The sequence below is a fragment of the Streptomyces albicerus genome (assembly GCF_008905045.1).
Taxonomy (GTDB): Bacteria; Actinomycetota; Actinomycetes; order Streptomycetales; family Streptomycetaceae; genus Streptomyces; species Streptomyces albicerus.
This window is the reverse complement of record NZ_VWMY01000005.1, coordinates 19,831-42,902: the sequence shown is the minus strand read 5'-3', so window position 1 is coordinate 42,902 and position 23,072 is coordinate 19,831. Positions and strand designations below refer to the sequence as shown.

Here is a 23,072-nt window from a genome sequence, read left to right as displayed (position 1 = left end):
AGATCGAGACGCAGGTTATGCGCGCTACACCCCTTCGTCAACAAGCCAGAAAAAGTCTGTGCACGGCAGTTCCGACGACGCGCTCCCCGTGGATACGATCAGGCGCCCCAGCCCCATCGAGCACAGGACAACCTCGTTGAAGCGGACGTACCAGGACATTCGCCGGACCAATCGTTTCGCGGTGATGCGGCATCTCATCGCCTCGGCGCCCGTCGTCAGGCGCGACATCGCCGCAGCCACGGGCCTGTCGGTGGCCACCGCCTCCGACATCGTCAACGAGTTGCACGAGCTGGGGCTTCTGGCCGAGATCGGACAGCAGGCTTCGGGGGGTGGACGCCCACGGAACCTCCTCGCGCCCGCCCTCGAGGGTCCCCGGCTCATCGGCGTCGACATCGCCGAGACCTACGTCCACGTCGAGGTCTTCGATCCCGCTCTGCGGGTTCTGGCCAGAGCCGAGTACGAACTGCACCCGCACACCAACTCGCCGGACTACGTCGTGGACCGAATCGTCCGCGGCATCGACGACGCGATCGCGCAGGCCCAGGTGGAGCGCGGCAGGATTCTCGGGGTCGGCGTCAGCATTCCCGGCCAGGTACGGCCGGACGGCACAGCCTCCGTCTTCGCCCCGAACTGGAACTGGAGCGACGTGCCACTGCTGGCCCTGCTCACCGACCGGCTCCCCGATGTGCCGGTCATCCTCGACAATCCGCTGCGTGCGAGCACCATCGCCGAACTGTGGTTCGGTGCCGCCCGCGGCCGCGACAACGTCGCCGTACTCACCCTGGGAACCGGCGTCGGCGCGGGCTTGGTCATCCAGGGGGCGCTCTACCGCGGAGCCACGAACACGGCCGGCGAATGGGGCCACACCAACCTGGTCATCGACGGCCGCAACTGCCGCCGCGGATGCGTCGGGTGCGTGGAGACCTACGTGGGCGCACCCGGCATCATGCAGCACCTCGCGGAAACCGACCCGCACAGCCCACTCCTGCACCCCGACGACCAGATGGCGACCATCAACGCCCTGGCCACCGCACACGCGGCCGGCGACCCCGCCGCACAGCAGGTGATCGCCACGACCGGCCGCTACCTCGGCATCGCCATCGCCAACCTGATCAACCTGTGCAACCCGCAGATCATCGTGCTCACCGGCTGGGTCGCCGACAGTCTGGGAAGCGCCGTCCTGCCGCATGTGCGCGCCACCGCCGCCCGCTACGCACTCGCCGAACCCTGGGAAGGCACCGAGATCAGCCTCTGCCCCATCGACCGCAACCCGGTCAGCCTCGGCGCGGCGACCCTCGTCCTCGAAGGGTTCCTGTCCTGACACTCCTGCTGTGAGCGGCTCCAGCTTGAGGACGGAACTCCCGGGCGCGCCCAACTGCGCCTGAAATCAGGAACTTTGGCCTTGTTTGTTTGTGCCCAAATCGAAATGCATGCAACGGAGAGGTGCACGAGTCATGGCAGATTCAGCGAGCCACGCCATACCTGAACAGCCGTCGGCCGACGCCCCGGGAGGGCTCTCGCGACGTGGGCTCCTCAAGGGCGCCGCCGTCACCGTGGGAACCGCGGCGCTCGGTGCCGGCGCGGCCGGGACGGCCGCGGCGGCCGACGCCTCGGTCACCGCGACGGCCCCCGACGGCAGCAACACCATCACGATGTCGCTGACTTCGGGCGCGCTCAGCTGGTCGGCAAAGCGAAGAGGCGTGACGGTGGTCGACACTTCGGCTCTCGGCCTCGAGCTGAGCGACGGGACGGTGCTCGGCGCCGCCGGCACGGTGATCACCAACTACCAGCACTGGACCATCGACAAGACCTGGACTCCGGTGTACGGCCGCAACGCGACGGTCCGCGACCGGTACCAGGAGATGCGCTGGAACCTCCAGGACACCGCCTCGCTGATCAACTTCAGCGTCCAGATCCGCGCCTACCCGACTGGCGTCGCCTTCCGGTACGTGCTGCTCGGCAAGGGAACCGCCACCATCGCCGACGAGCTGACCACGTTCGTCCTCCCCGACAGCACCCTGGTCTACAGCGCGCGTGACGAGGACCCCTACAACCCGGTCGCGCCCGGCTCGATCCCCTCCACGGGCACCTCGACCACGGACACCGGCCCGCTGACCGACCTGCCGCTGACCGCCACCTACGCCGGCGGCGGCCTGATCGCCTGCATCTGCGAATCCTCCCGCCTCAACTTCCCGCGGCTGATGCTCAGCTCCGTGTCCGGGCAGCCGGGCACCCTCGCCGCCCACCTGATGGAGCGCACCGGCCGCGGTTCGGACAGGGTCCAGACGACCTCGACGGTCACCACGCCGTTCGCCACGCCCTGGCGGGCGGTGGTGACCGGCTCCACCCACGCCGAACTGGTCGACAACGCCGAGCTGGTGCTCAACCTGGCTCCCGCGAGCACGTTGGCCGACACCTCGTGGATCAAGCCCGGCAAGGCCTTCCGTGTACAGCTGACCACCGCCGCCGGGATGGCGGGCGTCGACTTCGCCGTGGCTCGCGGCCTGCAGTTCATCGAGTACGACGGTGGCTGGTACGGCGACGTAAGAGGCACCGACGCGACAAAGGCGATAGCGGAGATCGACCTGCCCTCGGTGATCTCCTACGCCACGAGCAAGGGCATCGGCGTCATCCTCTACGTCGACCGCGTAGCGGCCCACACCCCCGACAGCCTGTTCAGCCTCTACAAGAGCTGGGGCGTCAAAGGGGTCAAGCTCGGATTCATCAACGACGGCACCCAGGCGATGACGAACCAGATCACGAACTGGGTCAGGACGGCAGCCAAGTACAACCTGCTGATGGACATGCACGACAACGTGCGGCCGTTCGGCTACGAACGGACGTACCCGAACTGGGTCACCATGGAGGGCGTGCGCGGCAACGAGCGCTTCCCGACCGCGAGCCACAACGTGACCCTGCCGTTCGCCCGCAACATCGGCGGGCCGATGGACTACACCATCTGCTACGGCCAGTCGCGGGACCGGACCACCAACGTCCACCAGATGGCCATGGCGGCGGTCTTCTACCAGCCGCTGAACTTCCTGTACTGGTACGACTCGCCGTCCAAGTACGCCAACACGGCCAACTGGCCGGGGCTGCCATGGTTCGACGCCATCCCCACCACCTGGGACCAGAGCCGCACCCTCGCCGGATCGATCGGCCAGTACGTCGCCGTCGCCCGCCGCCACAGGGACACCTGGTACGTCGGGGCGATGACCAACGAGACGTCCCGGACCCTGTCGCTCCCGCTGACGTTCCTGGGCGGCGGAACATACACGGCGACCGTCTACGCCGACGGCACCCCGGGCACCAGCCCGTACCAGACGCCGGTCGTGGTCAGCACCCGGTCGGTCACCTCGGCCACCACGTTGAACGTGGCGATGGCTCCCGCCGGCGGCCAGGCGATCATCCTCGAGCCGAGCTGACGCGACGGACGCGGGTCGTACCGCGGTGCTCGCGATGGCCGCCGGTGCCCTGGTCGGCCTCCAGCACCAGCAGGCCACCGAACCGGACCGGGCGGAACCGGTCGCGGTGAAGTCCAACCAGATCGCGGTGCCCCCGGCACCGATGGGCTGGGCCTCGTGGAACACGTTCGATCGATGACTGCTGAGAACGTGTCCGGGCCTGAGGCTGTCCAGCCCACGAAGGCCGTAGACGACCAGACGTCACTTTCGACGGTTGCCTGTCGGCGGCCCGTCACCAACCCCAACCACCCCAGTCCCAAGGACGGAATCGTGGACATCACCAGAAGACAGCTCGGCCGGTTCGCCGCGGTCGGCACCGGGGCCCTCCTGCTGCCGGGCCTGCTGCCGCCGAGCAGGGCGGCGGCAGCCACTCCTCCGGCCGGCACGTGGGGTGACCAGGGCGACGGCACCTAAGTCAACCCGATCATCCCGGCCGACCTCAGTGACTGGGACTGCATCCGGGTCGGCGCCGACTACTACGGCATCACCAGCACGTTCGGGTACTCGCCCGGCATGGCCGTGCTGCACTCGAAGGACCTGGTCAACTGGCGGACGCTCGGCGGCGCGGTCGACGATGTCACCCGCATCGGACCGGAGCTGAACTGGGACCGGATGAACCGCTACGGCCGTGGCGTGTGGGCCGGGTCCATCCGCCACCACGCGGGCCGGTTCTGGGTGTACTTCAACACGCCCGACGAAGGCTTCTTCATGACGTCGGCCCCGTCGCCGACCGGGCCCTGGGAGCCGTTGCACGCGCTGTGGAGGACCTCCGGCTGGAACGACGTGTGCCCGTTCTGGGACGACGACGGCCAGGGCTACCTGGTCACCACGCACTACGCGGACGCCTACAAGGTGCACCTGTACAAGCTGTCCACGGACGGGAAGTCGCTGGTCGGCCCGTCCACGGTCATCCACCAGTCACGGGGCAGCGAGGCCAACAAGCTGTACAAGATCGACGGTACCTACTACCACCTCTTCAGTGAGGTGAAGCCGGAGGGCCGGGTGCTCATGATGAACCGCGGCACCAGCCTGACCGGCCCGTTCGAGACCCGGCAGCTGCAGCACGTCAACGGTTCGGTGGACCGAGAGCCCAACCAGGGCGGGCTGGTGCAGGCTCCGAACGGCGCATGGCACTTCGTGACCCACCACGGCCAGGGCCGCTGAGAGGGGCGCGTGCTGTCCCTGCTGCCGGTGACCTGGGTGGACGGCTGGCCGGTCCTGGGCTCGGTGGGCGCGGACGGCATCGGCAACTTGGTGTGGACGGGCCAGGTGCCCGCCGGCGGCACGCCCGGTCTGCCGGTCGACGCGCTGCCCCCCGTGGTGACCAGCGACTTGTTCACCGACACCCGCCTCAAGCCGCAGTGGGAGTGGCACTACCAACCGCGCGCGGACCGGTGGTCGTTGACCGAACGCCCCGGCTTCCTGCGGCTGAAGGCATTCGCACCGCTGGCGGGCGACAACCTGACCAAGGCCGGGAACACCCTCACCCAACGGGTGCTGCGCACGGCGGGCGGCGCGACGGTGACAGTCCGCCTCGAACTGGCCGGCCTCGCCGACGGCCAGCACGCCGGGCTGTGCCACTACGCGGCAACCTACGCAGGGCTGGGTGTCCGGCGCTCCGGCACCACCACCACGATCGCGCACAACGTCGGCGGCAGCCTGACCAACGGTCCGGTGATCACCCAGAACTCCGTGTGGCTGCGCACCGCATGGGACGTCAACGGAGTCAGCCGGTTCTCCTACAGCCTCGACGGGAGCACGTTCACCGCGTTCGGCGGCACCTACCAGCTCACCTGGGGCGGCTACCGCGGTGACCGGGTCGGCATCTACACCTACAACCCGAACGGCACCGGCCACGTCGACGTGGACTCGGTGCAGTACACCATCGCACCCACCAGGGCCTATAAGTGCGTCAGCGCGCGCAGCGGCAAGGTCGCCGACGTCTCCGATGCGTCGAACGCGGACGGCGCCGCCGTGATCCAGTGGCCCGACAACGGCAAACCGAACCAGCACTGGGCCTTCCAGTCCACCGGGGACGGCTACCACACCATCACATGCGTCGGCAGCGGCAAGGTGCTCGACGTGGCGGGGTCCTCGACAGCGGACGGCGCGCGGGTCGTGCAGGCGACCGCCGACGGCCGGACGAGCCAGCAGTGGCAGCTGCGCCCGCAGACCGGGGGCGTGTTCCTCCTGGTCAACCGCAACAGCGGCAAGGTGCTCGACGTCAGCGGAGGCAGCACGGCCGACGGTGTCGCGCTGATCCAGTACCGCGACGTCGGCAGCTCCAACCAGCGATGGACCTTCCACCGCGTCACCGGCTGAGGACCCTTAAGACGTCGTGGTAACGGTAATAACTCTTCGCCCTCGCCCCTCCCGGGCCCGGCGTTTGCCTGGCCCGTCCGAACCTGGGTCGGTTGATCTCTGCGGCGAGCCCCGGAAGCGGACGCGGACGCGCCGCTCACGACTGTTCCGCAGCGGCCGGCTTCTTGGCCGTGATCGTGGGCTGCGGTTCGCCGGAGGCGACGATGCGCTGGGTGAGCCGCTCCCGCAGCTCCTGACGAAGGCTCGCGTGAGCGGGGTCGTCGACGAGGTTGGTCAGTTCGTCGGGGTCGGATTCCAGGTCGTAGAGGTAGGCGTCCTCGTACGTCTCGGCGCGCGCGTCGTTCCAGGCGTCCGCGCCGGGCGCCGTGACGCCGTACTTCCAGCGGTCGGTGCGCAGCGCCCGACCCACTTCCGACTCGCTGATCTGGACGAGTACGTCCTGCGGCCAGTGGGCGTCCTCGCCGCGCAGCAGCGGCAGCAGGGAGCGGCCCTGCATGAAGTCCGGCACCTCGATGCCCGCGGCGTCCAGCAACGTGGGTGGCAGGTCGACATGGCTCACCGGCTCCGGCACCCGTACGCCGCCGCGCAGCCCAGCTCCTCGCAACACGGTGGGAACCCGGAGGGAAGCGTCGTGGACGCTGCGTTTGTACTCGTCGTTGCGGGTCTTGAAGTGACAGCCGTGGTCGGACGTGAAGAGGATGATCGTGTTGTCCAACTCCCCTCTTTCTCCAAGGACGTTGACGATCCGGCCGAGTACCTCGTCCAGGCGGCGCACCATGCCGTAATAGCCCGGCAGATGCTCCGCCCAGTTGCCGCCGCCGAGCGCGGAGAGGTCCGAGGGCACCCAGGGGTCCGCGTACCGCTCGCTGTAACCGGTCGGCGCGGGGTAGTCGTCGCGGGAGTTCTGGTGGTGCGGCTCCAGGAACGACAGGAAGAGGAAGAAGGGGCGCTCCTGGTCCAGTTCCTCGCCCCGGTCACGGCCGATGAAGTCGATCGCGGCGGCGCCGAGCGCATCGGCCCGGTAACCGCCGAAGCGGTGCGGGGCGCCGTCATTGTCGTACAGCGTGGTCTCGTACGCGTCCGAGGTGAACTCCAGCAGGTTGGCGGCGAGCCAGTACTCGTACCCGGCCCGGTCCTTCTCCGGCACCGGGCCCGCCGTGTGGTCGCCGGCGAGATGCCACTTGCCGATGTAACCGGTGGCGTTCCCGGCGTCCCGGAAGGTGCGAGCCATTGTGGGGGCCTCCCGGGGCAGGGAGAGGCCGTTGCGGAACACCCCGGTGGTCGTGGGGTACTGCCCTGTCTGCAGACTGGCGCGCGAGGGCGCGCAGACAGGCTGGCAGGTGAAGGAGCGGTCGACGATCACCCCGTCCTCGGCGAGGCCGTCCAGGACGGGGGTCAGCCCGAGCGGGTTTCCGTGCAGCCCGGTGGTGTCCCAGCGCTGTTGATCGGTGAAGAAGACGAGGACGTTCGGACGCCGGGTGACGCGGTCGGAGTCGGCGGGGGCGTAGGCGGGTGAGTCGGATGTCATGGTGTGCGGTCCTCTGCCGATGTCGAAGCCGAAGTCGAAGTCGAAGCGGGTTCTTGCTGAGCGACGCGGTTGGGCTCGCGATCCCGGGCCCAACCGCTGAGCGTGGTCCCTTCAGTCGAAGCCGTCGACACACCGTTCTGCGCGCAACTCGCCGAAGAGCGTCCGAACGTCCTGCGGCTACGGCAGTCGCAGCTGCTTCAAAGCCGTCGTCGGCGACCTTGAGGTGGTCCGGCGGGCAGGCGCGCGGCGGAGCTGGTCGGCGGCGAGGAATGCGCGCGCGACCTCGCCTCACGCATCGACGCCGCGTCTGCCAACCATCCTTGAGCGACCGGTCCGTCGGCCTCGCCAACGATGGCCAGGGCCTGTCCGGCCAGCGGGGAGTGACACCGGACAGACCCTGGCTGTTTGAGGGGCCGTTACACCCTGGAGCGAGCCGCTATACCTTGAGCCAGACCGCCTGATCGGGTGCCAGCAGTCCGTTCTCCATGGAACCGCTGGCCAGCAGGATCGAGGTGTGCTCGGGCAGCCGCTGTGCCTGGGTGGAGAGGTTGACGACGCAGGCGAAGCCTGGGTCGCGGAGGAAGGCGAGGACTCCTGCGGGGGCATCGAGCCAGGTCATGCTGCCGTCGCCGAGGGCGGGGTCGTCGCGGCGTAGGCGCAGGGCCGTGCGGTACAGCTCCAGCATCGAGGTCTCGTCGCCGGTCTGTGCCTCCACACTGCGCTCGCTCCAGTTGGCGGGCTGTGGCAGCCAGGGGGCGGCAGCCTCATCGTCGGTGCTGAAGCCGAAGGGTGCGGTCTGTCCGGACCAGGGGATCGGGACGCGGCAGCCGTCGCGGCCTCGGTCGGTGTGGCCTGAGCGGTCCCAGATGGGATCCTGGAGGACGGACTCGGGCAGGTCCTCCACTTCGGGCAGGCCGAGTTCGTCGCCCTGGTAGATGTAGGCGCCGCCGGGGAGAGCGAGCATCAGCAGGGCCGCGGCGCGTGCACGGCGGGTGCCGAGTTCCAGGTCGACGGGGCCTTCGGGCTGGTAACGCTCGTTGGGCACCCACCGTGCGACGGTCTGGCGGGCGTAGCGGCTGGTGTGGCGCATGACGTCGTGGTTCGACAGCACCCAGGTGGCCGGTGCGCCCACGCCGCTGAGCATGGCGAGGGAGTCGTCGATGACCGTGCGGAGGTCCTTGGCGTCCCAGCTGGCCATGAGGAAGTCGAAGTTGAACGCGGTGTGCAGGCCGCCGGGACGGACGTAGGCGGCGAGGCGTTCGGGGGTGTCGGCCCAGGCTTCGGCGACGAAGGCCCGGTCGCCGTCGAACTCGTCGGCGACCTTGCGCCAGGCGCGGTAGATGTCGTGGACCTCGTCGCGGTCCCAGTGCGGGTGCTCGACATACTCCCGGGCCTTCTCGCCCGCCGACTCGGGCGTCAGGTCGGGCAGTTCGGGGTCCTTGACGAGGCCGTGCGCCACGTCGATGCGGAAGCCGTCGACGCCGCGGCTGAACCAGAACCGCAGGATGGACTCGAACTCGGCGTGGACGTCGGGGTGTTGCCAGTTGAGGTCGGGCTGTTCGGGGGCGTACAGGTGGAGGTACCACTCGCCGTCGGGCAGGCGCGTCCAGGCCGGGCCGCCGAAGCAGGAGACCCAGTTGTTGGGCGGCTCGGCGCCGTCGGGGCCGCGGCCGGGACGGAAGACGTACCGCTCGCGTTCCGGGCTGCCGGGCCCTGCGGCCAGCGCCGCCTGGAACCAGGCGTGCTGGTCCGAGGTGTGATTGGGCACGATGTCGGGGATGACGCGGATCCCGTGCTCGTGTGCTTCCTCGATGAGCTGCTCGGCGTCGGCGACCGTGCCGAACAGCGGGTCAATGGCGCGGAAGTCGGCCACGTCGTAGCCGCCGTCCGCCATCGGGGACTTGTACCAGGGGTTGATCCACAGGGCGTCCACGCCGAGCGACTTGAGGTAGGGCAGGCGGGAGCGGATGCCGGCGATGTCGCCGACGCCGTCGCCGTTCCCGTCGGCGAAGCTTCGGATGTAGACCTGGTAGATGACGGCGCTGCGCCACCAGGGCGTGGTGGGGGACATGGTGCTGAAGGATCCTTTGAGAAGGGGACTGTGGGGGAACCGGCCGCAAGAAGGGACGGCTACTTGGCCGCGCCCGCGGTGAGTCCGGCGACGATGCGGCGCTGGAAGAGGAGCACCATGATCACCAGGGGGACGGTGACCAGGACGCCCGCTGCCATCTGGCTGCCGAACGGGACGTCGAACTGGGTGGCCCCGGCGAACTTGGAGATGGCGACCGGCGCGGTCTGGATGCTGGGCCGGTTCGTCATCGACAGGGCGATGAGGAACTCGTTCCAGGCGGCGATGAAGCAGATGATCGCCGTGGTGAAGATGCCCGGCGCGGCGAGCGGAATGATGACCTTGCGGAACGCCTGGCCCCGAGTGCAGCCGTCGATCATCGCGGCCTCTTCGAGCTCGTCGGGCATCTGCTTGAAGAACGTGGTCAGGTTCCACACCGCCAGCGGCAGCACGAACGACATGCTCGGCACGATCATCGCCTGGTAGGTGTTGATCCAGCCGATGTCGGTGAACAGCTTCAGCAGCGGCACCACGATCGAGACCACCGGGAACATCGAGGTGGCGATGATCAGGGTGAGGATCAGCCGCTTGAACCGGAACTGCAGTCGGGCCATGGCGTAGGCGGTGAACGTGGCCAGCAGCAGTGCCAGGACGGTCGTGGTGCCGGAGACGATCAGGCTGTTGAGCAGGGCACGGCCGAATCCCTGGGAGGGGCTGAAGACCGCCCGGTAGTTCTCGAACGACACCGAGGTGGGCAGCAGAGAGGTGTCGAAGATGTCGGAGCTGCGGCGCAGGCTGGAGACCAGCATCCAGTAGAAGGGGGCCAGGCAGTAGGCCACCACCGCGGCAACGCCCAAGTAGAGCAGCCATGTTCGCCATTTCACGGACGCGGTCATGCCGACACCTCCGCACTGTTCCGAATCGAGCCGCGCCGGAGCCTGCTCTTGCCCTTGGGCCTGGCCGGGCCGCCCACGTCACCGACGAGGTCTGCGCCCAGCAGCCGGACGAAGCCCAGCGCGATGAGGAAGACGTAGAGGAAGAGGAGCACCGCGTAGGCGGCGGCCGGTCCGAAGCGGACGTTGGACGCCTCGTTCTGCGCGAGCATGGACAGGGTTTCCACCGAGTTCTTCTGTGCGCCGATGAGGAGGTAGGGCAGGTCGAACATCCGCAGCGCGTCGAGGCAGCGGAAGAGCACCGCGACCAGCAGGGCGGGTTTCACCAGCGGCAGGGTGATCCGCCAGAACTGGGCGAGCGGGCCGGCCCCGTCGAGCCGGGCCGCCTCGTAGACCTCCTTCGGGATGACCTGGAGGCCGGCCAGGACCAGCAGTCCGATGAAGGGGGACGTCTTCCACACCTCGGCGATGATGACGGCGACCTTGGCGTGGAAACCCTCGGTGGTCCACAGGACCTGGTTGCCGATCAGGGCGTTGGCGATGCCGTCGCTGTTGAAGATCCACCGCCACAGCAGGCCGGAGATGGCCGTGGGCACGGCCCAGGGGATGAGGATGCTGGCGCGGATCAGGGCCCGGCCGCTGAACGCCCTGTGCATGATCAGCGCCATGGCCACGCCGATCAGGGTCTCCAGGCCCACCGTGGTGACGGTGAAGAAGGTGGTGTTCCAAAAGGCGTTCCAGAACCGGTCGCCGGCCTCGCCGAAGATGTCGGCGTAGTTCTGCAGCCCGACGAACGGCTCTGTATCGCTGATGAAACCGGTCTCCGGATCCAGCCCCTTGGCCCCGTACAGCGACTCCTTGAACGCCATGATCGTCGGGTAGAGGACGACGACGGTGAGGACCAGGAGCGTCGGCGACACGAGCAGTGCCGCCGTCCGCCCCGAAGCCGCGGTCGCCCAGGCCCGCTTGCTTGCCTTCACCGGTGCGGGGGCCGCTCCGCCGCCGCCCGCCGTGCCGGTGGGGCCGTCCGCGGCGGTACCGGGTGGGATCTTGGTGTCGACCACGGCTTTCCTCCTCACTGTGCGGCGGACTTCTGCAGCTCGCTCTGCAGGTCCTTCAGCGCCTGCGCGCTGCTCTTGTCACCGTTCAGGGCCGCGTACGCCTCCTGCTGGATCGCGGAGGACGCGTCGCCGTACTGGACCACCCGGGGGCGGGGCACGGCGTTCAGGATCGACTTCTTCAGCACCGGCAGGTACGGGTACTGCTTGACCAGCGCCTGGTCGTCATAGAGGGCCTCGTACGGCGGGGCGAGCGAGGCGTCCTTGAGGAACGTGGTCGCGCTGGCCTCGTTGGTGAAGAACTTCATGAAGTCCAGCGCCGTGGCCTTGTTCTTGGCGAAGGAGGACAGGGCCACGTTGTGGCCGCCCAGGCTGGAGGAGCCGGCCCCGGTCAGACCGGGCAGCGGCGCGGCCGCGAACTTGCCCGCCACCTTGCTCTTCTCTGCCAGCGAGTACACGTACGGCCAGTTGCGCAGGAAGACCAGCTTGCCGGACTGGAACGCCTGACGGCCTTCCTCCTCCTGGTAGGTGATGGCTTCCTTGGGGATGGTGCCGTCCTTGAAGGAGTCGACGAGGAAGTCCAGGCCCTTTTTCGCCTCGGGTGTGTCGACGTTCGGTTTGCCGTCGGCGTTGGTGATGACGCCGCCGGCGGAGTTCACGGCCTCGGCGAAGTTGACCGTGAGGCCCTCGTACTTCTGGAACTGGCCGGCATAACAGTCCATGTCCTTGGCCTCGGGCAGCTTCTTCACCTTGGTACAGGCGGCCTGCATCTGCGCCCACGTCGTCGGCGCGGCGCTGACGCCGGCCTTCTTCAGCAGGTCGGAGCGGTAGTACAGGACGCCGCCGTCGGAGGCCTGCGGGACCGCGTACAGATTGTCGCGGTACTTGCCCGTCTCCACGGTCGGCTTGAGCATCTTGTCCAGCGGGAACTGCGCGGCGGGCAGTTGGTCGATCCACTGGTGGGCGGCGAACTCCGAGGTCCACACGACGTCCAGGGAAAGCACCGTGTAGGCGTCGGACTTCGTCTCGGCGTTCTGGATCATCTGCTGGCGCTGCTGGTTCACGTCAGCCGGCAGCTGGACGAAGGTGACCTTCTCCTTGGGATGCTGCTTGTTCCAGCTGTCGATCACCTTCTGGACGACGCCGGAGCTGTCCTTGGCGGCCGCATACGTGATCGGGCCGCGGCCCGAGAACGACGGGCTCTTCGACTCCCCCGACGAACTGCTGTCATCGGAGGAACCGCAGGCGGTCAGGACGAGCCCGGCGGCGACGAGCACGGCCGAGCACGGAAGGGCTCTGGGGATTCTGGCGTTCACTGTCTCTCCTGGACGTGCGGAGGAACCGAAGTCTCGGCGTGGTCGCCCTGTAGGGAGCAGCTACCGAGATGACTCTGGGATGACTCTGGTACGAGACTGTGCTGTCATGGCGCTCTGAAGATCCAAAGAGCAGGTCAAAGCCATGAAGGATGGCTTCACGGCGACGGCTTCGACTCCACTGAGACAACGCTTGCACCGTAAGAGTGCACTCAGCGGAAGTCAATGCGTAACTTCCCGGTAGCACTGATGATTTAGGCGATGGGCGCCATCCCGATAAGGGATGTAACAGGCATTCAGTCCTCACAGTTGGTCGTGACAGCGCTGTCACGACCGGTCCCACTGAGGGCTCAATCTGTGTTAACTTCCGCTCATGTCACCAGCTCAGCGGCACCCCACGTTGGCCGACGTCGCCGAACGGGCGGGCGTCTCCCCGTCCACTGTCTCGCGCACCATGCGCGGCCTGTCATCGGTCTCACCCGAGGTCCGTGCCCGGGTCGAGCAAGCTGCCCGTGAGCTGAACTTCGCGATCTCGCGGCAGGCGTCGAGCCTGGTCACCGGCAGGACCGGCGTCATGGCGGTGCTCGTGCCCACGCTCGACTCGTGGTTCATGGGAGCGGCGCTGTCCAGCCTGGGCCCGCTGCTGCGTGGCGCGGGCATGGAGATGACCGTCTACGTGGTGCCGGATCTGGCCGAGCGGGCCGCGTTCTTCGAGCGACTCCCCGCCCGGCGCAACGCGGACGCGCTGCTGGTGTTCTGCTTCGACCTCAACAAGGAAGAGACCGCCCGCCTCGACGAGCTGGGCATGCCGGTCATCTACATCAGCCAGCACGTCGAGGGCCGCCCCAGCGTCTACGTCGACGACGTCGCCGGTGCCTGCAGGGCCACCCGCCACCTGATCAACCTCGGACACCGCCGGATCGCCTTCGCGCACACTGTCAACGCCCGCGGTTTCAGCTTCAGCTCACGCGATCGCCTCCTCGGCTACCGACAGGCGCTCACCGATGCGGGCATCCCCCTGGACGACGACCTGGTCGTCACCACGCCGCCCCGCGACAAGCGCGGCACCACGCAGGCGGTCGGCAACCTGCTGAGCCTGCGCGAACCACCCACAGCGATCTTCGCCGAGCAGGACGAACTCGCCGCCTCCATCATCGCGACCCTGCGCACCGTACAGATCGACGTGCCCGAACGGATCTCCGTCCTCGGCTTCGACGACCAGCTGATGGCCGAATGGCTCGACCTGTCCACCGTGGCCCAGTCCCCCTCCGACATGGGCCGCATCGCCGCCGAACTGGCCCTGGAACTCATCAACGACTCCGAGGCGGACCCCGGTCGGCATGTCGTCCTGCCCACCCACCTGATCCCACGAGGAACCACAGCCCCGCCACCCGCCCCGCAGGGCGAACGCGAGTCAGCGGGTGCGCTGTGACCTGGCCGCGGCAACGTCTCCGGAGCGCCAGATGTGGCGCCGAAGCGGCTGTCGTCTCAGTCGAAGAACTTCGCGTCCGTGAAGGCCGCGACCTTGTCGGTGCCGCCTTCGAGTACCCACCACCGTGACGGTCCCGTGCTGCCTCCCCGATCGCCGTAAGGGGACCAGCTGAACACGACCTCGGCGCGCCCGTCCCGGTCGAAGTCCCGCACAGCCGTGAAGTGGGCCGGTCGTTCGGAGGCGGGCACCTCCTTGCCGGCGCCGGCGCGGCGCAGGGTGGCGGACCCGTCCGTCGTCAGCCCGTCGGCGTTCCCGCGCAGGATCTTTACGCCGCCCCCGAAGGAGATCAGCAGCTCGTCGCGACCGTCGCTGTCGAGGTCTTCCGTGGCGTATTCGCCCGTCGCGCCGGGCTTGAGGCGCTTGTCCGGGCGGTTGCCGCCGTAGTAGACGGTGACGGTGTCGTGGACCGTGGGGTCCTGGGCGTCGGCTCCCGGCTCCCCGTTGCGGGTGCCGTTGTCGCCGATGGCGAGGTCGCCCTTGCCGTCGCCGTCGAAGTCACCGAACGCCACTGCGCTACCGGCCCGCAGATAAGGTGCCCGCGCCGCGAATCCACCCGGCCCGTCCCCACCGTGCAGCAGCACGGCCGGTTCCTGCTCGTCGTCCCCGTGAGCGGAGGCGACGAGATCGGTGGCACGGTCGCCGTCCGCGTCACCCACGGTAAGGGAGAAGTCGGCGTCCTCATAGCCGAGCCCGGCCTCGGCTACGGGGCTCGGGCGGGCCGCACCCATGCGGCGCGGCTTCCCCTCGCGGGTGAATGGCCCATACAGCACACGGAGTTGATAAGTCTCGGCGAATTCCTTTCCTACGGCCTCGGTCACGGCGAGATCCTGCCGACCGTCCCCGTCGAAGTCGCCCGGCACGCCTCCCAGTTCGGCGGCAGGCACCCCGTCGCGTGGACCGGCGGGGCCGCCCCAGACGACGTGCCCGCCGGCCAGGATGTCCGCGTAGCCGTCGCCGTCGAGGTCGGCGGTGGGGACTCCTCCCGGGGTCAGGTGCGGGGGAAGTCGGGTGTCGTCGGGCTTGATGACGGTGCGGGTGGTCGGGTCGAGTCCCCGCGCGGAGCCGTAGACCACGCCGAGGTAGACGGGCTGCTTGCCGTCCGGGTCGGTACTCGGCGCCCCGATGGCAGGCGCCGCGAAGACCAGGTCCGGGTAATCGTCCCCGTTCACGTCGTCGGTGGCCCGGCTGCCGCTGCCGCGCGGCACGGGGGCGGACGCCGACGGTGTGGTCACCGGGTCCAGGTCCATCGGAGGTGGGGGCGCAGGGGCCGGCGAGGAGTAGGGAGAGTCGTACCCGATCACGGGGCGTAACGCCACGGCGGCGAGAACCAAGAGCACGCACACGGCGACCGCCACACCGGCCTTGACCACGTTCCGTGTCCCGTTCACGTTCCCCACTCCTTGCTCACCCAAAGCCCCGGACCGTGGCGGCACAGCCTACGTTCCACCTGAGTGCGTCCACACAAAAGGGCCTGAGCCGGGGCAAGCTGGAGTGGTGGTCTGCTTCGTCTGACGCCAAGACGAGAACAGCTGGGAGGATCGAGATGACGATGATGGCGAACCTGCCCGAGGTGGTGTCGCGCGAGGAGTGGCTCGCCGCCCGCAAGGAGCTGCTGGCCAAGGAGAAGGAGCTCACCCGGGCGCGCGACCGGGTCAACGCCGAGCGGCGGCGGCTGCCGATGGTGCGCGTCGACAAGCCGTACACCTTCGACGGCCCGAACGGGACGGTGGGCCTGCTCGACCTGTTCGAGGGGCGGCCCCAGCTGGTCATGCACCACTTCATGTGGATCTTCGACATCGATGCCGACGGCGTCGAGCACCCCTGCGACACGGGCTGCTCCAGCTGCTCCTCCGCAGCCGACCAGATCGGCAACCTGCGGCAGCTGCATGTCCGCAACACGACTCTGGTCGCGGTGACCCGGGCGCCGTACGAGAAGCTCGCCGGGTTCCGCGAGCGGATGGGCTGGACCTTCCCCTGGTACTCCTCGTACGGAAGCGACTTCAACTACGACTTCCACGCGACCGTCGACGACCGGATCGCGCCGGTGCAGATCTTCCACCGCACCGAGGCCGAGCTGGCCGAGGCCGGGATGCCGTGGTCGGAGAGCATGCGCGGCGACTGGCCGGGCATCAGCGCGTTCCTGCGCGTCGGGGACGAGGTGTTCCACACCTACTCCACGTTCGGCCGTGGCATCGAGGAGTTCCACAACGGCTACCCGCACCTCGACCTCACCGCGCTCGGCCGCCAGGAGGCGTGGGAGGAGCCGAAGGGCCGAGCGGTTCCCCTCGGCCTGCAGGTCGGCGGCCCCGCCCTGCGCCTCCCCGACGAATACGACGCCTGACGACCCTCGCCCCGCTCACGGTCGGCGCCGGTGCAGCGCTCACCCGTCGCAGCCCAGCGGGCGGGACGACGGCAACATTCCGTACCTTCCTCGGCCCACTCGACCTTCCTCAGCCCACTCGAGGCTCAGCACAGAGCCGGACTTCGGCTCAACTGTCGGTGACCGCGGAGTCGCCATAGACTCGAAGGACCGGTTCGGGAACGCAGGAGCGGGGAGCTCGTGAACCGGACCGGGGACCGGAGGACGGCCACCCCAGGAGGACGCGATGGTGCGGCAGACCAGACTGGCCGGCGAGTCGGCGGACTATCTCGATGCTCGCGAAGAGCTGCGCCTGGCCGAGATCGACCTCATGCGCCACCGCGAGAAGGTCGCGGCCCAGCGACGGGCGCTCCCTCAGGGACCACCCGTTGACGACTACGTCTTCATCGAGGGCCCCGCCGACCTCGACGCCGGCGACGCACCGGTCCACGAGGTCGCTTTGAGTGAGCTGTTCACCGCCCCGGACCGCCCGCTGATCGTCTATCACTTCATGTACGGCAAGCTGCAGACCGACCCCTGCCCGATGTGCACCCTTTGGATCGACGGTTTCAACGGCATCGCCCACCACATTGCACGCAACGCCGACTTCGCCATCGCCGCGGCCGCCGACACACCCACCCTGCGGCAGCACGCCCGCAACCGCGGCTGGCACCGGCTACGGCTCCTGAGCTGCGGCGACAGCACGTTCAAGTACGACCTGGGCAGCGAGGACAAGGAAGGCGAACAGGACTCCACCGTCTCCGTCTTCACCCGCGACGGCGCCGGCACGATCCGCCATGCCTACTCCGCCCACCCACGCATGGCCGATGACATCGATGAGCGCGGCATCGACCTCCTGGCCCCCGTCTGGCACCTCCTCGACCTGACCCCGCAGGGCCGCGGCGACTGGTACCCGAGCCTCGACTACTGACCCCCGACGAGGTCGTCGCGCGGCTGTCCATCAGCGTCGCCGCCGCGAAGACCGGCCTTGTGGCGTCGGCTCGTTGAGGGTTTCCAGCCAGGTGGTCAGCAGCCGGTTGACCTCGTCGGGGCGTTCCTGCTGTACCCAGTGGCCGCAGTCCGCGATCAGGTGCGAGGAGACCAGGCCCGGGAGTGTGGTGGGGAACGCCTTGATCGCGTCCGCCAACCAGGCGATGGACGCGTCGAGTTCGCCCGCGACGAAGAGTGACGGCTGGGTGATCGGGGCTCCGTCCCACTCGGCGAGGTCCTCCCAGTCGCGGTCGACATTGCGGTAGCGGTTGAGTGCTCCCGTGAGTCCCGTGCGCTCGAACTCGCCGACGTAGAAGTCGAGTTCCTGGTCCGTGAGCCAGGACGGCCTGTCCTTCACGAACCGGTCGGAGAGCCTGCCGCCCGCCGGAACGAAGAAGACGCTGCTCTCTCCCGACGGCGGCATCGTGTCGCCCGACAGCGTGGCGTAGAACCCCGTCAGCCATCCCCGTACATCCCGCTCGATCTCCGCCTCCGCCCGGCCCGGCTCCTGGAAGTGGCGGACATAGAACTCCTCGTCCCCGCCGATCATGGCGAAGGCGTCGGTCGGCCGGATGCCGCCCCGCGGCGAGTACGGCACGCCGAGCAGCCCCACGGCGGAGAAGACGTCGGGCTCGAGCAGGGCGGAGTCGGCGGCGATGGTCGAGCCCCAGTCGTGGCCGACGATCACGGCGGTCTCCTCGCCGAGGGCGCGCACGACCGCGACGTTGTCCTCGACATGCGTCCGCATGCGGTACGCGTCCACGGCGTGGGGTGTCGAGGAACGTCCGTACCCGCGAACGTCGACGGCGACCGCGCGGTAGCCGGCCGCGGCGAGCGCGGGAAGCTGGTGGCGCCACGAGTACCAGAGTTCGGGAAAGCCGTGGACCAGCAGGACAAGAGGCCCGGTGCCCTGCTCCACCAGGTGGATACGGCCATCGGGAACGTCGACCATTCGATGCCGGGCGTCCGCCGGTGTGAACGGACTGGCGGGCTGCGTCATATGTCCTCCTTGGGCGGGGCTTCCACTAAACCCGATCATCGCGACGCGTCCGCGGTGGTATCGAGCGAAGTTGCTGTTTCGGCAACAGCTCGCTGAGGGGGCACGCCCGTGGGCGCGCCCCCTCAGAGGCCAGGCGTGCCCCCTCAGAGGTCAGCGGTAGGCGTGCTCGACCGCGACGACCCGGCCGTTCGCATCCAGTGCCTCCACCTTGTACGCCGCCCAGTCCCAGTTGCTCCGGTCGTGGAGGGGCAGGAAGGTCAGGAAGTAGTGGTGCGCGTCGGCTTTGATCGGCCCCTCGACCCCGCCGTCCTCGAAGGTCACCCGGACGCTGACCGCCGAGTCGGGCACCTTGCCGTAGAGCGCGGTCCAGTCGTCCAAGGCGTTCATGTTGGTCTCGGCCCAGACCTCGGGCGTATCGGCGTATTCACCGCCCCGGCCGCAGCTCGACTCGCTGTTGGCTTTGCCTCCCTCGCTTTCAATGACGCGCAGGTACGTGCACTCGCCGCCGGACGGGTTGGGGGCCTGCCAGTACTCGAGCCGGTCACCGTTCGGTGCCTTGCCCTCGAACAGTTTGCGGGCGTTGTCGGTGTCGGCCTCCAGGCCCTCGGCGCCGAGGCCATGGCCGGCGCGGTTCAGCCCCCAGATGACATCGTCGGGGATGATCCCCGTCGCCTCCGCGGCGAGTCCCGCCCCCGTCAGGGCCGTGAGAGCGGTGACAGCGACCACCCAGCCGCGACGACGGCGCGGCCGGTACGCGGGCTTGCGCCCCTTCCGCGGGCGCGGATCCGTGGCGAGAACCCGCGCCAGGACGTCCCGGTCCGCCTCGCCCTCTTCGACCCGGTCGTCCAACGGGTCGGCGGGGCCCATCAGTTGACGCACCCGGGCCTCCGTCTCCGTCGTATCCTCACGCGCCCTCATGTCCGCCTCCCCTTCAGCCGTACTCCGGCGCCCAACTCCCCCAGCTCACGCTCCAGTTCGCCGAGCGTCCCGTGCTGCTCCTCGTTCTCCGTGTGTGCCAGCGCGCTCTCCAGCCGGCGGCGCGCCCGGTGCAGCCGTACGGCGAAGGCCCGAGTCGAGCAGCCGACGACGCGTGCCGCCTGCTGTGCGTCGAGGCCGTCCCAGCCGATGAGTTGCAGCGTCTCCCGGTCGCGGGCCGACAGGGTGGCGAGGGCCTCGCGCAGGTGGATTCCGGTGACCACTCCCTCGGCATGGTCGGGAGCGGTCGGCGCCACCGATGTCGTACGCCGGAGGCGGGCGCTCAGCCTGCCGCCGCGCCGCCTGCCGCGCTGCTCGTTGGCCAGGACGTTGCGCGCCACGCCGTACAGCCAGGGCAGCGACTCCTCCGGCCCGCTCGGGACCTTGTCCAGGCGCCGCCAGGCGACGACGAAGGTCTCGGCCGCGACGTCCTTGGCCATCTCCCCGTCGTCCGCCCGTCGTTCGGCGAACCTCAGCACCTGCCGGTAGTGCGCCTCGAACAAGGCTCTGAGCCTCGCTTCGTTCGTCTCCTCGGATGGGTCTCCGTCTCCCGGCACACCCGTCTCCCTTCATCCCCCGCAGTCTTGCCGACTGCCCGTCGCGCCTCCCTATGTCCGGCGGGGCGGTCCGGATTACAGGCAGGTTCTGGCCGACTCGGAAGAGCGTGCGGGTCCGGTGAACCGGACCGAGCGGCGGCACGTACTGAAGGAGGGCGCTCACCTCGCGTGAGCGCTCGCAGAAGTGACGCTGTGTCAGGACAGTCGCACGGGAGCCGTGGATGAGGCATGCACGACGGAACGTTCAGCGGATCGCACGATTCGCCGCCATCGGCGGGCTGGTGTGCGGAGGGCTGATGGTCTCGCATGCCGTGGCGAGCGAGACGTCGGGCGAACCGAAGGCCCCGAACGCCGAGACCCGGGCCGCCGAGACGGGGCGGGAGCTGGTCTCCGAACTGGGCACGTCGCGTACGGCGGGCAGCTGGATCGACGCCGAGGGGCGCCCGGTCGTCGCGGTCACCGACGAGAAGGCGGCCGCCGACGTACGCAGCGCGGGTGCCGTCCCGAAGTCCGTGCGCTACACCATGCGGGATCTCCGCTCGGCCACCGACGCCTTGAAGGACGCGCCGAAGGTGGCCGGTACCTCCTGGGCGATGGACTACGCGTCCAACCAGGTGGTGGTGCGCGCCGACAGCACCGTCTCCGCCGCCGAGTGGGACCGACTGACCGAGGTCGCCGAGAGCATCGGCAAGTCCGTGCGCATGGAGCGGACCGAGGGAACGTTCACCCCGCGGCTGAACGGCGCCGCCCCGCTCTTCGGCGGCAGCGGCCGGTGTTCGGCGGGCTTCAACGTGACCAACGGGCAGGCTAACTTCATTCTGACGGCCGGACACTGCGGCCCGACGGGCACGACATGGTTCTCGGACCAGCAGGGAAACCAGCTGGTCGGGTCGACCGTCAACGGATCGTTCCCCGGCGGTGACTTCTCGCTCGTGCAGTACAGCCCCGGCACCCTGCTCAGCGGAGCCGACATCGTGGCCGTCGGCGACGGCCAGGGCGTACGGATCACGGGGGCGGCCGATCCGTCCGTCGGGCAGAAGGTCTTCCGCAGCGGCAGCACGACCGGGCTCCAGTCCGGCGAGGTGACCGGAATGAACGCCACGGTGAACTACCCGCAGGGCACGGTCACCGGGCTCATCGAGACCACGGTGTGCGCCGAACCGGGCGACAGCGGCGGCCCGATGTTCGCCGACGGCCTGGCCCTGGGCGTCACCTCGGGCGGCAACGGGGACTGCGACAGCGGCGGTACGACGTTCTTCCAGCCGGTCACCAAGGCGCTGGACTCGCTCGGGGTGAAGCTGGCGAGCGATCCCGGGTCGGCCGGTCAGGCGACGCCCTCTTCCGGGAACACCGGAAGCAACGGAAACACCGACAACGGCGCGGGCGCGGCGGTACCTCCCGGCACATCCTCGACCGCCCCCGGTGGAGCGGTCCTGCCGGGTGCCTCGGGACCGGTGGACTCCGTGCCCGAGGGTCAGACCGGCAGCGTGGCCTCCGCGCTGGAGCGGGTCGCGGACATCCGGAACGTCGGCCCCGGCCTGTTCCTCATCGCGGGCAGCCTGGTCGCCCTGGTGGCCCTCAAGATCCGCTCGGAGCGAGGGCGCAGGCGCTACCGCAACGAGTACTCGCAGAGCTGGGGCTGACGGCTGACGCCTACTGCCGCGAACTACGGTTCGATCGTGTGCGTTCCATACGGTCGCGCGGCTGCTGAGGGACCTGGGACGGTTTACTGGGGGAATGATGTGCCCCAGCCCCAGCCCCGGTGAGACCTCCGAAGCCCACGACCGTGCCCCCGTCATCGTCAGCACCCCCGGCTCCTTCGCCCGGAGCGTGCTGGACGAGCGGCATCCCGCCCTCATCGAGCGCGTGCGACGGGCCACGCCGTATCCCCCCGAGCAGCAGCGTGCGCTGGACGCCCTCGTTGAGGAGATCACCAAAGGAGCCATCGAGCGGCTGGACGACGGCGAACCGGGTGCCGGCCGATGGCAGGACGAGCCCTACTACGGGCAGCGCTGGACGGACGTGCCGTTCCTGTGGGCGGAGAGCTTCTTCTACCGCAAACTGCTGGCCGCCCTGCGCCACTTCACGCCGGGCCCTTGGCAGGGCATCGACCCGTTCGCGCCCTTCAAGAGCGCGGAGCTCACGAACTCCAAGGTCGACGAGGAGCTGTCGGCGCTCGACCGCCTGCCCGAACTCCCGGTGGTGGAGCAGGACCTCACCCTCCTGCTCTCCTCGCTCTGGGGCAACCGGGCCGATCTGGGCTTCCAACTGTCCGCGGGCGCCGAGGGGTTGGGCGAACGTGTGACAGGACTCGTCGTCGACGACTCCCCCGCGCTCTGGGAGACTCTCGACGCCCATGACCCAGGCAAGGTCTGCCTCGTCGCGGACAACGCCGGCCCCGAACTGCTCCCCGACCTCGTCCTCGCGGATCACCTGCTCACGACGCGCCGGGCGGCCTCCGTCGTCCTGCACCTCAAGCCGTATCCGTACTACGTCTCCGACGCCACCACCACGGACGTCCTCGCCTGTCTCGACCGCATGACCGGGGCGTCCGGACGCGCGGCGGAGACCGGCGAGCGGCTGCGGCAGGCCGTCAGCGCCGGCCGGCTGATCCTGCGTACCCACCCGTTCTCCTGCGCTCCGCACCCCTACGCGCTGATGCCGGCCGATCTGCGGGAGGACTTCGCGTCGGCCACGCTCACCGTCATGAAGGGCGACCTCAACTACCGCCGCCTGGTGGGCGACCGCCACTGGCCGGCCACCACGCCCTTCGCCGAGGTCGTCGCGTACTTCCCGGGCCCGGTGGCGGCCCTGCGGACGCTCAAGTCGGACGTCGTGACGGGACTGGCACCGAGGACCGTGGAGGAGCTGGACGCGGGCGCGGAGACCTGGCGTACGAGCGGGACGCATGCCCTGATCCAGGCCAGGGTCTGACCGTTCCGGTTGTGAGGACTGGGCCGTTTGTCCCCTCGTGAGGCGCTGGTGCCGATAGCGTGCGCTGGTCACCGTTCACGTGAATGTGCATGACATGCACAGGGGGGAAGTTTCGTATG

General features: G+C 69.1%; 20 protein-coding genes. 11 read left to right on the top strand and 9 right to left on the bottom strand.

Annotated features, from left to right (window positions below):
* The first annotated feature begins 136 nt into the window (after window positions 1-136).
* From GAS53_RS05345 to GAS53_RS56065, 6 genes are all read left to right on the top strand, one after another.
* Window positions 137-1,321 (top strand): ROK family transcriptional regulator, encoded by a 1,185-nt coding sequence (locus tag GAS53_RS05345; RefSeq protein ID WP_151476253.1) that lies wholly within the window; start codon window positions 137-139, stop codon window positions 1,319-1,321.
* Between the two features lie 133 nt (window positions 1,322-1,454).
* Window positions 1,455-3,425 (top strand): glycoside hydrolase family 97 protein, encoded by a 1,971-nt coding sequence (locus tag GAS53_RS05340; RefSeq protein ID WP_151476252.1) that lies wholly within the window; start codon window positions 1,455-1,457, stop codon window positions 3,423-3,425.
* A 34-nt stretch (window positions 3,426-3,459) separates the two neighbouring features.
* Complete coding sequence (locus GAS53_RS55005) at window positions 3,460-3,603, top strand: hypothetical protein (RefSeq protein ID WP_192582990.1); 144 nt, start codon at window positions 3,460-3,462, stop codon at window positions 3,601-3,603.
* Window positions 3,600-3,878 carry a hypothetical protein gene (locus GAS53_RS56075; RefSeq protein ID WP_225858756.1) on the top strand — a complete coding sequence of 93 codons (279 nt, stop codon included), beginning with the start codon at window positions 3,600-3,602 and terminating at the stop codon, window positions 3,876-3,878. The genes GAS53_RS55005 and GAS53_RS56075 overlap by 4 nt, the downstream gene beginning before the upstream one ends.
* A gap of 9 nt (window positions 3,879-3,887) precedes the next feature.
* Window positions 3,888-4,628, top strand: a complete 741-nt coding sequence (locus GAS53_RS56070) for a glycoside hydrolase 43 family protein (protein WP_225858772.1) — start codon at window positions 3,888-3,890, stop codon at window positions 4,626-4,628.
* Window positions 4,629-4,637: 9 nt separating this feature from the next.
* Window positions 4,638-5,786, top strand: coding sequence for an RICIN domain-containing protein (locus GAS53_RS56065; protein WP_225858755.1), 1,149 nt, complete (start codon window positions 4,638-4,640; stop codon window positions 5,784-5,786).
* Window positions 5,787-5,922: 136 nt separating this feature from the next.
* Here the strand turns inward: GAS53_RS56065 and GAS53_RS05330 are convergent, their stop codons facing one another.
* The 5 genes from GAS53_RS05330 to GAS53_RS05310 all read right to left on the bottom strand — a co-directional run bounded on the left by GAS53_RS05330 (window position 5,923) and on the right by GAS53_RS05310 (window position 12,649).
* Window positions 5,923-7,314, bottom strand: coding sequence for a sulfatase-like hydrolase/transferase (locus tag GAS53_RS05330; protein ID WP_192582966.1), 1,392 nt, complete (start codon window positions 7,312-7,314; stop codon window positions 5,923-5,925).
* A 436-nt stretch (window positions 7,315-7,750) separates the two neighbouring features.
* Window positions 7,751-9,385, bottom strand: a complete 1,635-nt coding sequence (locus tag GAS53_RS05325) for a glycoside hydrolase family 13 protein (RefSeq protein ID WP_151476251.1) — start codon at window positions 9,383-9,385, stop codon at window positions 7,751-7,753.
* Window positions 9,386-9,444: 59 nt separating this feature from the next.
* Window positions 9,445-10,278, bottom strand: coding sequence for a carbohydrate ABC transporter permease (locus GAS53_RS05320; RefSeq protein WP_151476250.1), 834 nt, complete (start codon window positions 10,276-10,278; stop codon window positions 9,445-9,447).
* The gene (locus GAS53_RS05315) at window positions 10,275-11,339 is read right to left on the bottom strand and encodes a carbohydrate ABC transporter permease (protein WP_225858754.1); all 1,065 of its coding nucleotides are present in this window, start codon (window positions 11,337-11,339) and stop codon (window positions 10,275-10,277) included. The genes GAS53_RS05320 and GAS53_RS05315 overlap by 4 nt, the downstream gene beginning before the upstream one ends.
* 11 nt (window positions 11,340-11,350) lie before the next feature.
* On the bottom strand, window positions 11,351-12,649 hold the full coding sequence (locus GAS53_RS05310) for an ABC transporter substrate-binding protein (RefSeq protein WP_225858753.1): 1,299 nt from the start codon (window positions 12,647-12,649) through the stop codon (window positions 11,351-11,353).
* A 370-nt stretch (window positions 12,650-13,019) separates the two neighbouring features.
* On the opposite strand from GAS53_RS05310, the gene GAS53_RS05305 reads away from it, so the two are divergent.
* Window positions 13,020-14,078: a LacI family DNA-binding transcriptional regulator gene (locus tag GAS53_RS05305; protein WP_318721243.1), complete on the top strand. Its 1,059-nt coding sequence runs from the start codon at window positions 13,020-13,022 to the stop codon at window positions 14,076-14,078.
* Between the two features lie 56 nt (window positions 14,079-14,134).
* Here the strand turns inward: GAS53_RS05305 and GAS53_RS05300 are convergent, their stop codons facing one another.
* Window positions 14,135-15,526: an FG-GAP repeat domain-containing protein gene (locus GAS53_RS05300; RefSeq protein ID WP_151476249.1), complete on the bottom strand. Its 1,392-nt coding sequence runs from the start codon at window positions 15,524-15,526 to the stop codon at window positions 14,135-14,137.
* Between the two features lie 155 nt (window positions 15,527-15,681).
* Between GAS53_RS05300 and GAS53_RS05295 the strand changes: the two genes are divergently transcribed.
* Window positions 15,682-16,479: a DUF899 domain-containing protein gene (locus GAS53_RS05295; RefSeq protein ID WP_151476248.1), complete on the top strand. Its 798-nt coding sequence runs from the start codon at window positions 15,682-15,684 to the stop codon at window positions 16,477-16,479.
* 265 nt (window positions 16,480-16,744) lie between these two features.
* Window positions 16,745-17,428: a DUF899 family protein gene (locus GAS53_RS05290; protein ID WP_192582965.1), complete on the top strand. Its 684-nt coding sequence runs from the start codon at window positions 16,745-16,747 to the stop codon at window positions 17,426-17,428.
* Between the two features lie 30 nt (window positions 17,429-17,458).
* On the opposite strand, the gene GAS53_RS05285 is transcribed toward GAS53_RS05290, so the two are convergent.
* The 3 genes from GAS53_RS05285 to GAS53_RS05275 all read right to left on the bottom strand — a co-directional run bounded on the left by GAS53_RS05285 (window position 17,459) and on the right by GAS53_RS05275 (window position 20,019).
* Window positions 17,459-18,487 carry an alpha/beta fold hydrolase gene (locus GAS53_RS05285; protein ID WP_151476247.1) on the bottom strand — a complete coding sequence of 343 codons (1,029 nt, stop codon included), beginning with the start codon at window positions 18,485-18,487 and terminating at the stop codon, window positions 17,459-17,461.
* 150 nt (window positions 18,488-18,637) lie between these two features.
* On the bottom strand, window positions 18,638-19,405 hold the full coding sequence (locus GAS53_RS05280; RefSeq protein WP_151476246.1) for a hypothetical protein: 768 nt from the start codon (window positions 19,403-19,405) through the stop codon (window positions 18,638-18,640).
* On the bottom strand, window positions 19,402-20,019 hold the full coding sequence (locus GAS53_RS05275; protein WP_225858752.1) for an RNA polymerase sigma factor: 618 nt from the start codon (window positions 20,017-20,019) through the stop codon (window positions 19,402-19,404). Before GAS53_RS05275 ends, GAS53_RS05280 begins: the two co-directional genes overlap by 4 nt.
* Before the next feature lie 221 nt (window positions 20,020-20,240).
* Here GAS53_RS05275 and GAS53_RS05270 point away from each other — a divergent pair, with 221 nt between their 5' ends.
* Complete coding sequence (locus GAS53_RS05270) at window positions 20,241-21,662, top strand: S1 family peptidase (RefSeq protein WP_151476245.1); 1,422 nt, start codon at window positions 20,241-20,243, stop codon at window positions 21,660-21,662.
* Window positions 21,663-21,756: 94 nt separating this feature from the next.
* Window positions 21,757-22,953: a damage-control phosphatase ARMT1 family protein gene (locus GAS53_RS05265; RefSeq protein ID WP_225858751.1), complete on the top strand. Its 1,197-nt coding sequence runs from the start codon at window positions 21,757-21,759 to the stop codon at window positions 22,951-22,953.
* The last annotated feature ends 119 nt before the right edge of the window (window positions 22,954-23,072 follow it).

Bases quoted from the DNA above. Each gene is read 5' to 3' on its own strand.
- GAS53_RS05340 (WP_151476252.1), top strand. From the start codon at position 1,455: ATGGCAGATTCAGCGAGCCACGCCATACCTGAACAGCCGTCGGCCGAC.
- GAS53_RS55005 (WP_192582990.1), top strand. From the start codon at position 3,460: ATGGCCGCCGGTGCCCTGGTCGGCCTCCAGCACCAGCAGGCCACCGAA.
- GAS53_RS56075 (WP_225858756.1), top strand. From the start codon at position 3,600: ATGACTGCTGAGAACGTGTCCGGGCCTGAGGCTGTCCAGCCCACGAAG.
- GAS53_RS05330 (WP_192582966.1), bottom strand. From the start codon at position 7,314: ATGACATCCGACTCACCCGCCTACGCCCCCGCCGACTCCGACCGCGTC.
- GAS53_RS05325 (WP_151476251.1), bottom strand. From the start codon at position 9,385: ATGTCCCCCACCACGCCCTGGTGGCGCAGCGCCGTCATCTACCAGGTC.
- GAS53_RS05320 (WP_151476250.1), bottom strand. From the start codon at position 10,278: ATGACCGCGTCCGTGAAATGGCGAACATGGCTGCTCTACTTGGGCGTT.
- GAS53_RS05305 (WP_318721243.1), top strand. From the start codon at position 13,020: ATGTCACCAGCTCAGCGGCACCCCACGTTGGCCGACGTCGCCGAACGG.
- GAS53_RS05295 (WP_151476248.1), top strand. From the start codon at position 15,682: ATGACGATGATGGCGAACCTGCCCGAGGTGGTGTCGCGCGAGGAGTGG.
- GAS53_RS05290 (WP_192582965.1), top strand. From the start codon at position 16,745: ATGGTGCGGCAGACCAGACTGGCCGGCGAGTCGGCGGACTATCTCGAT.
- GAS53_RS05285 (WP_151476247.1), bottom strand. From the start codon at position 18,487: ATGACGCAGCCCGCCAGTCCGTTCACACCGGCGGACGCCCGGCATCGA.
- GAS53_RS05280 (WP_151476246.1), bottom strand. From the start codon at position 19,405: ATGAGGGCGCGTGAGGATACGACGGAGACGGAGGCCCGGGTGCGTCAA.
- GAS53_RS05270 (WP_151476245.1), top strand. From the start codon at position 20,241: ATGAGGCATGCACGACGGAACGTTCAGCGGATCGCACGATTCGCCGCC.
- GAS53_RS05265 (WP_225858751.1), top strand. From the start codon at position 21,757: ATGATGTGCCCCAGCCCCAGCCCCGGTGAGACCTCCGAAGCCCACGAC.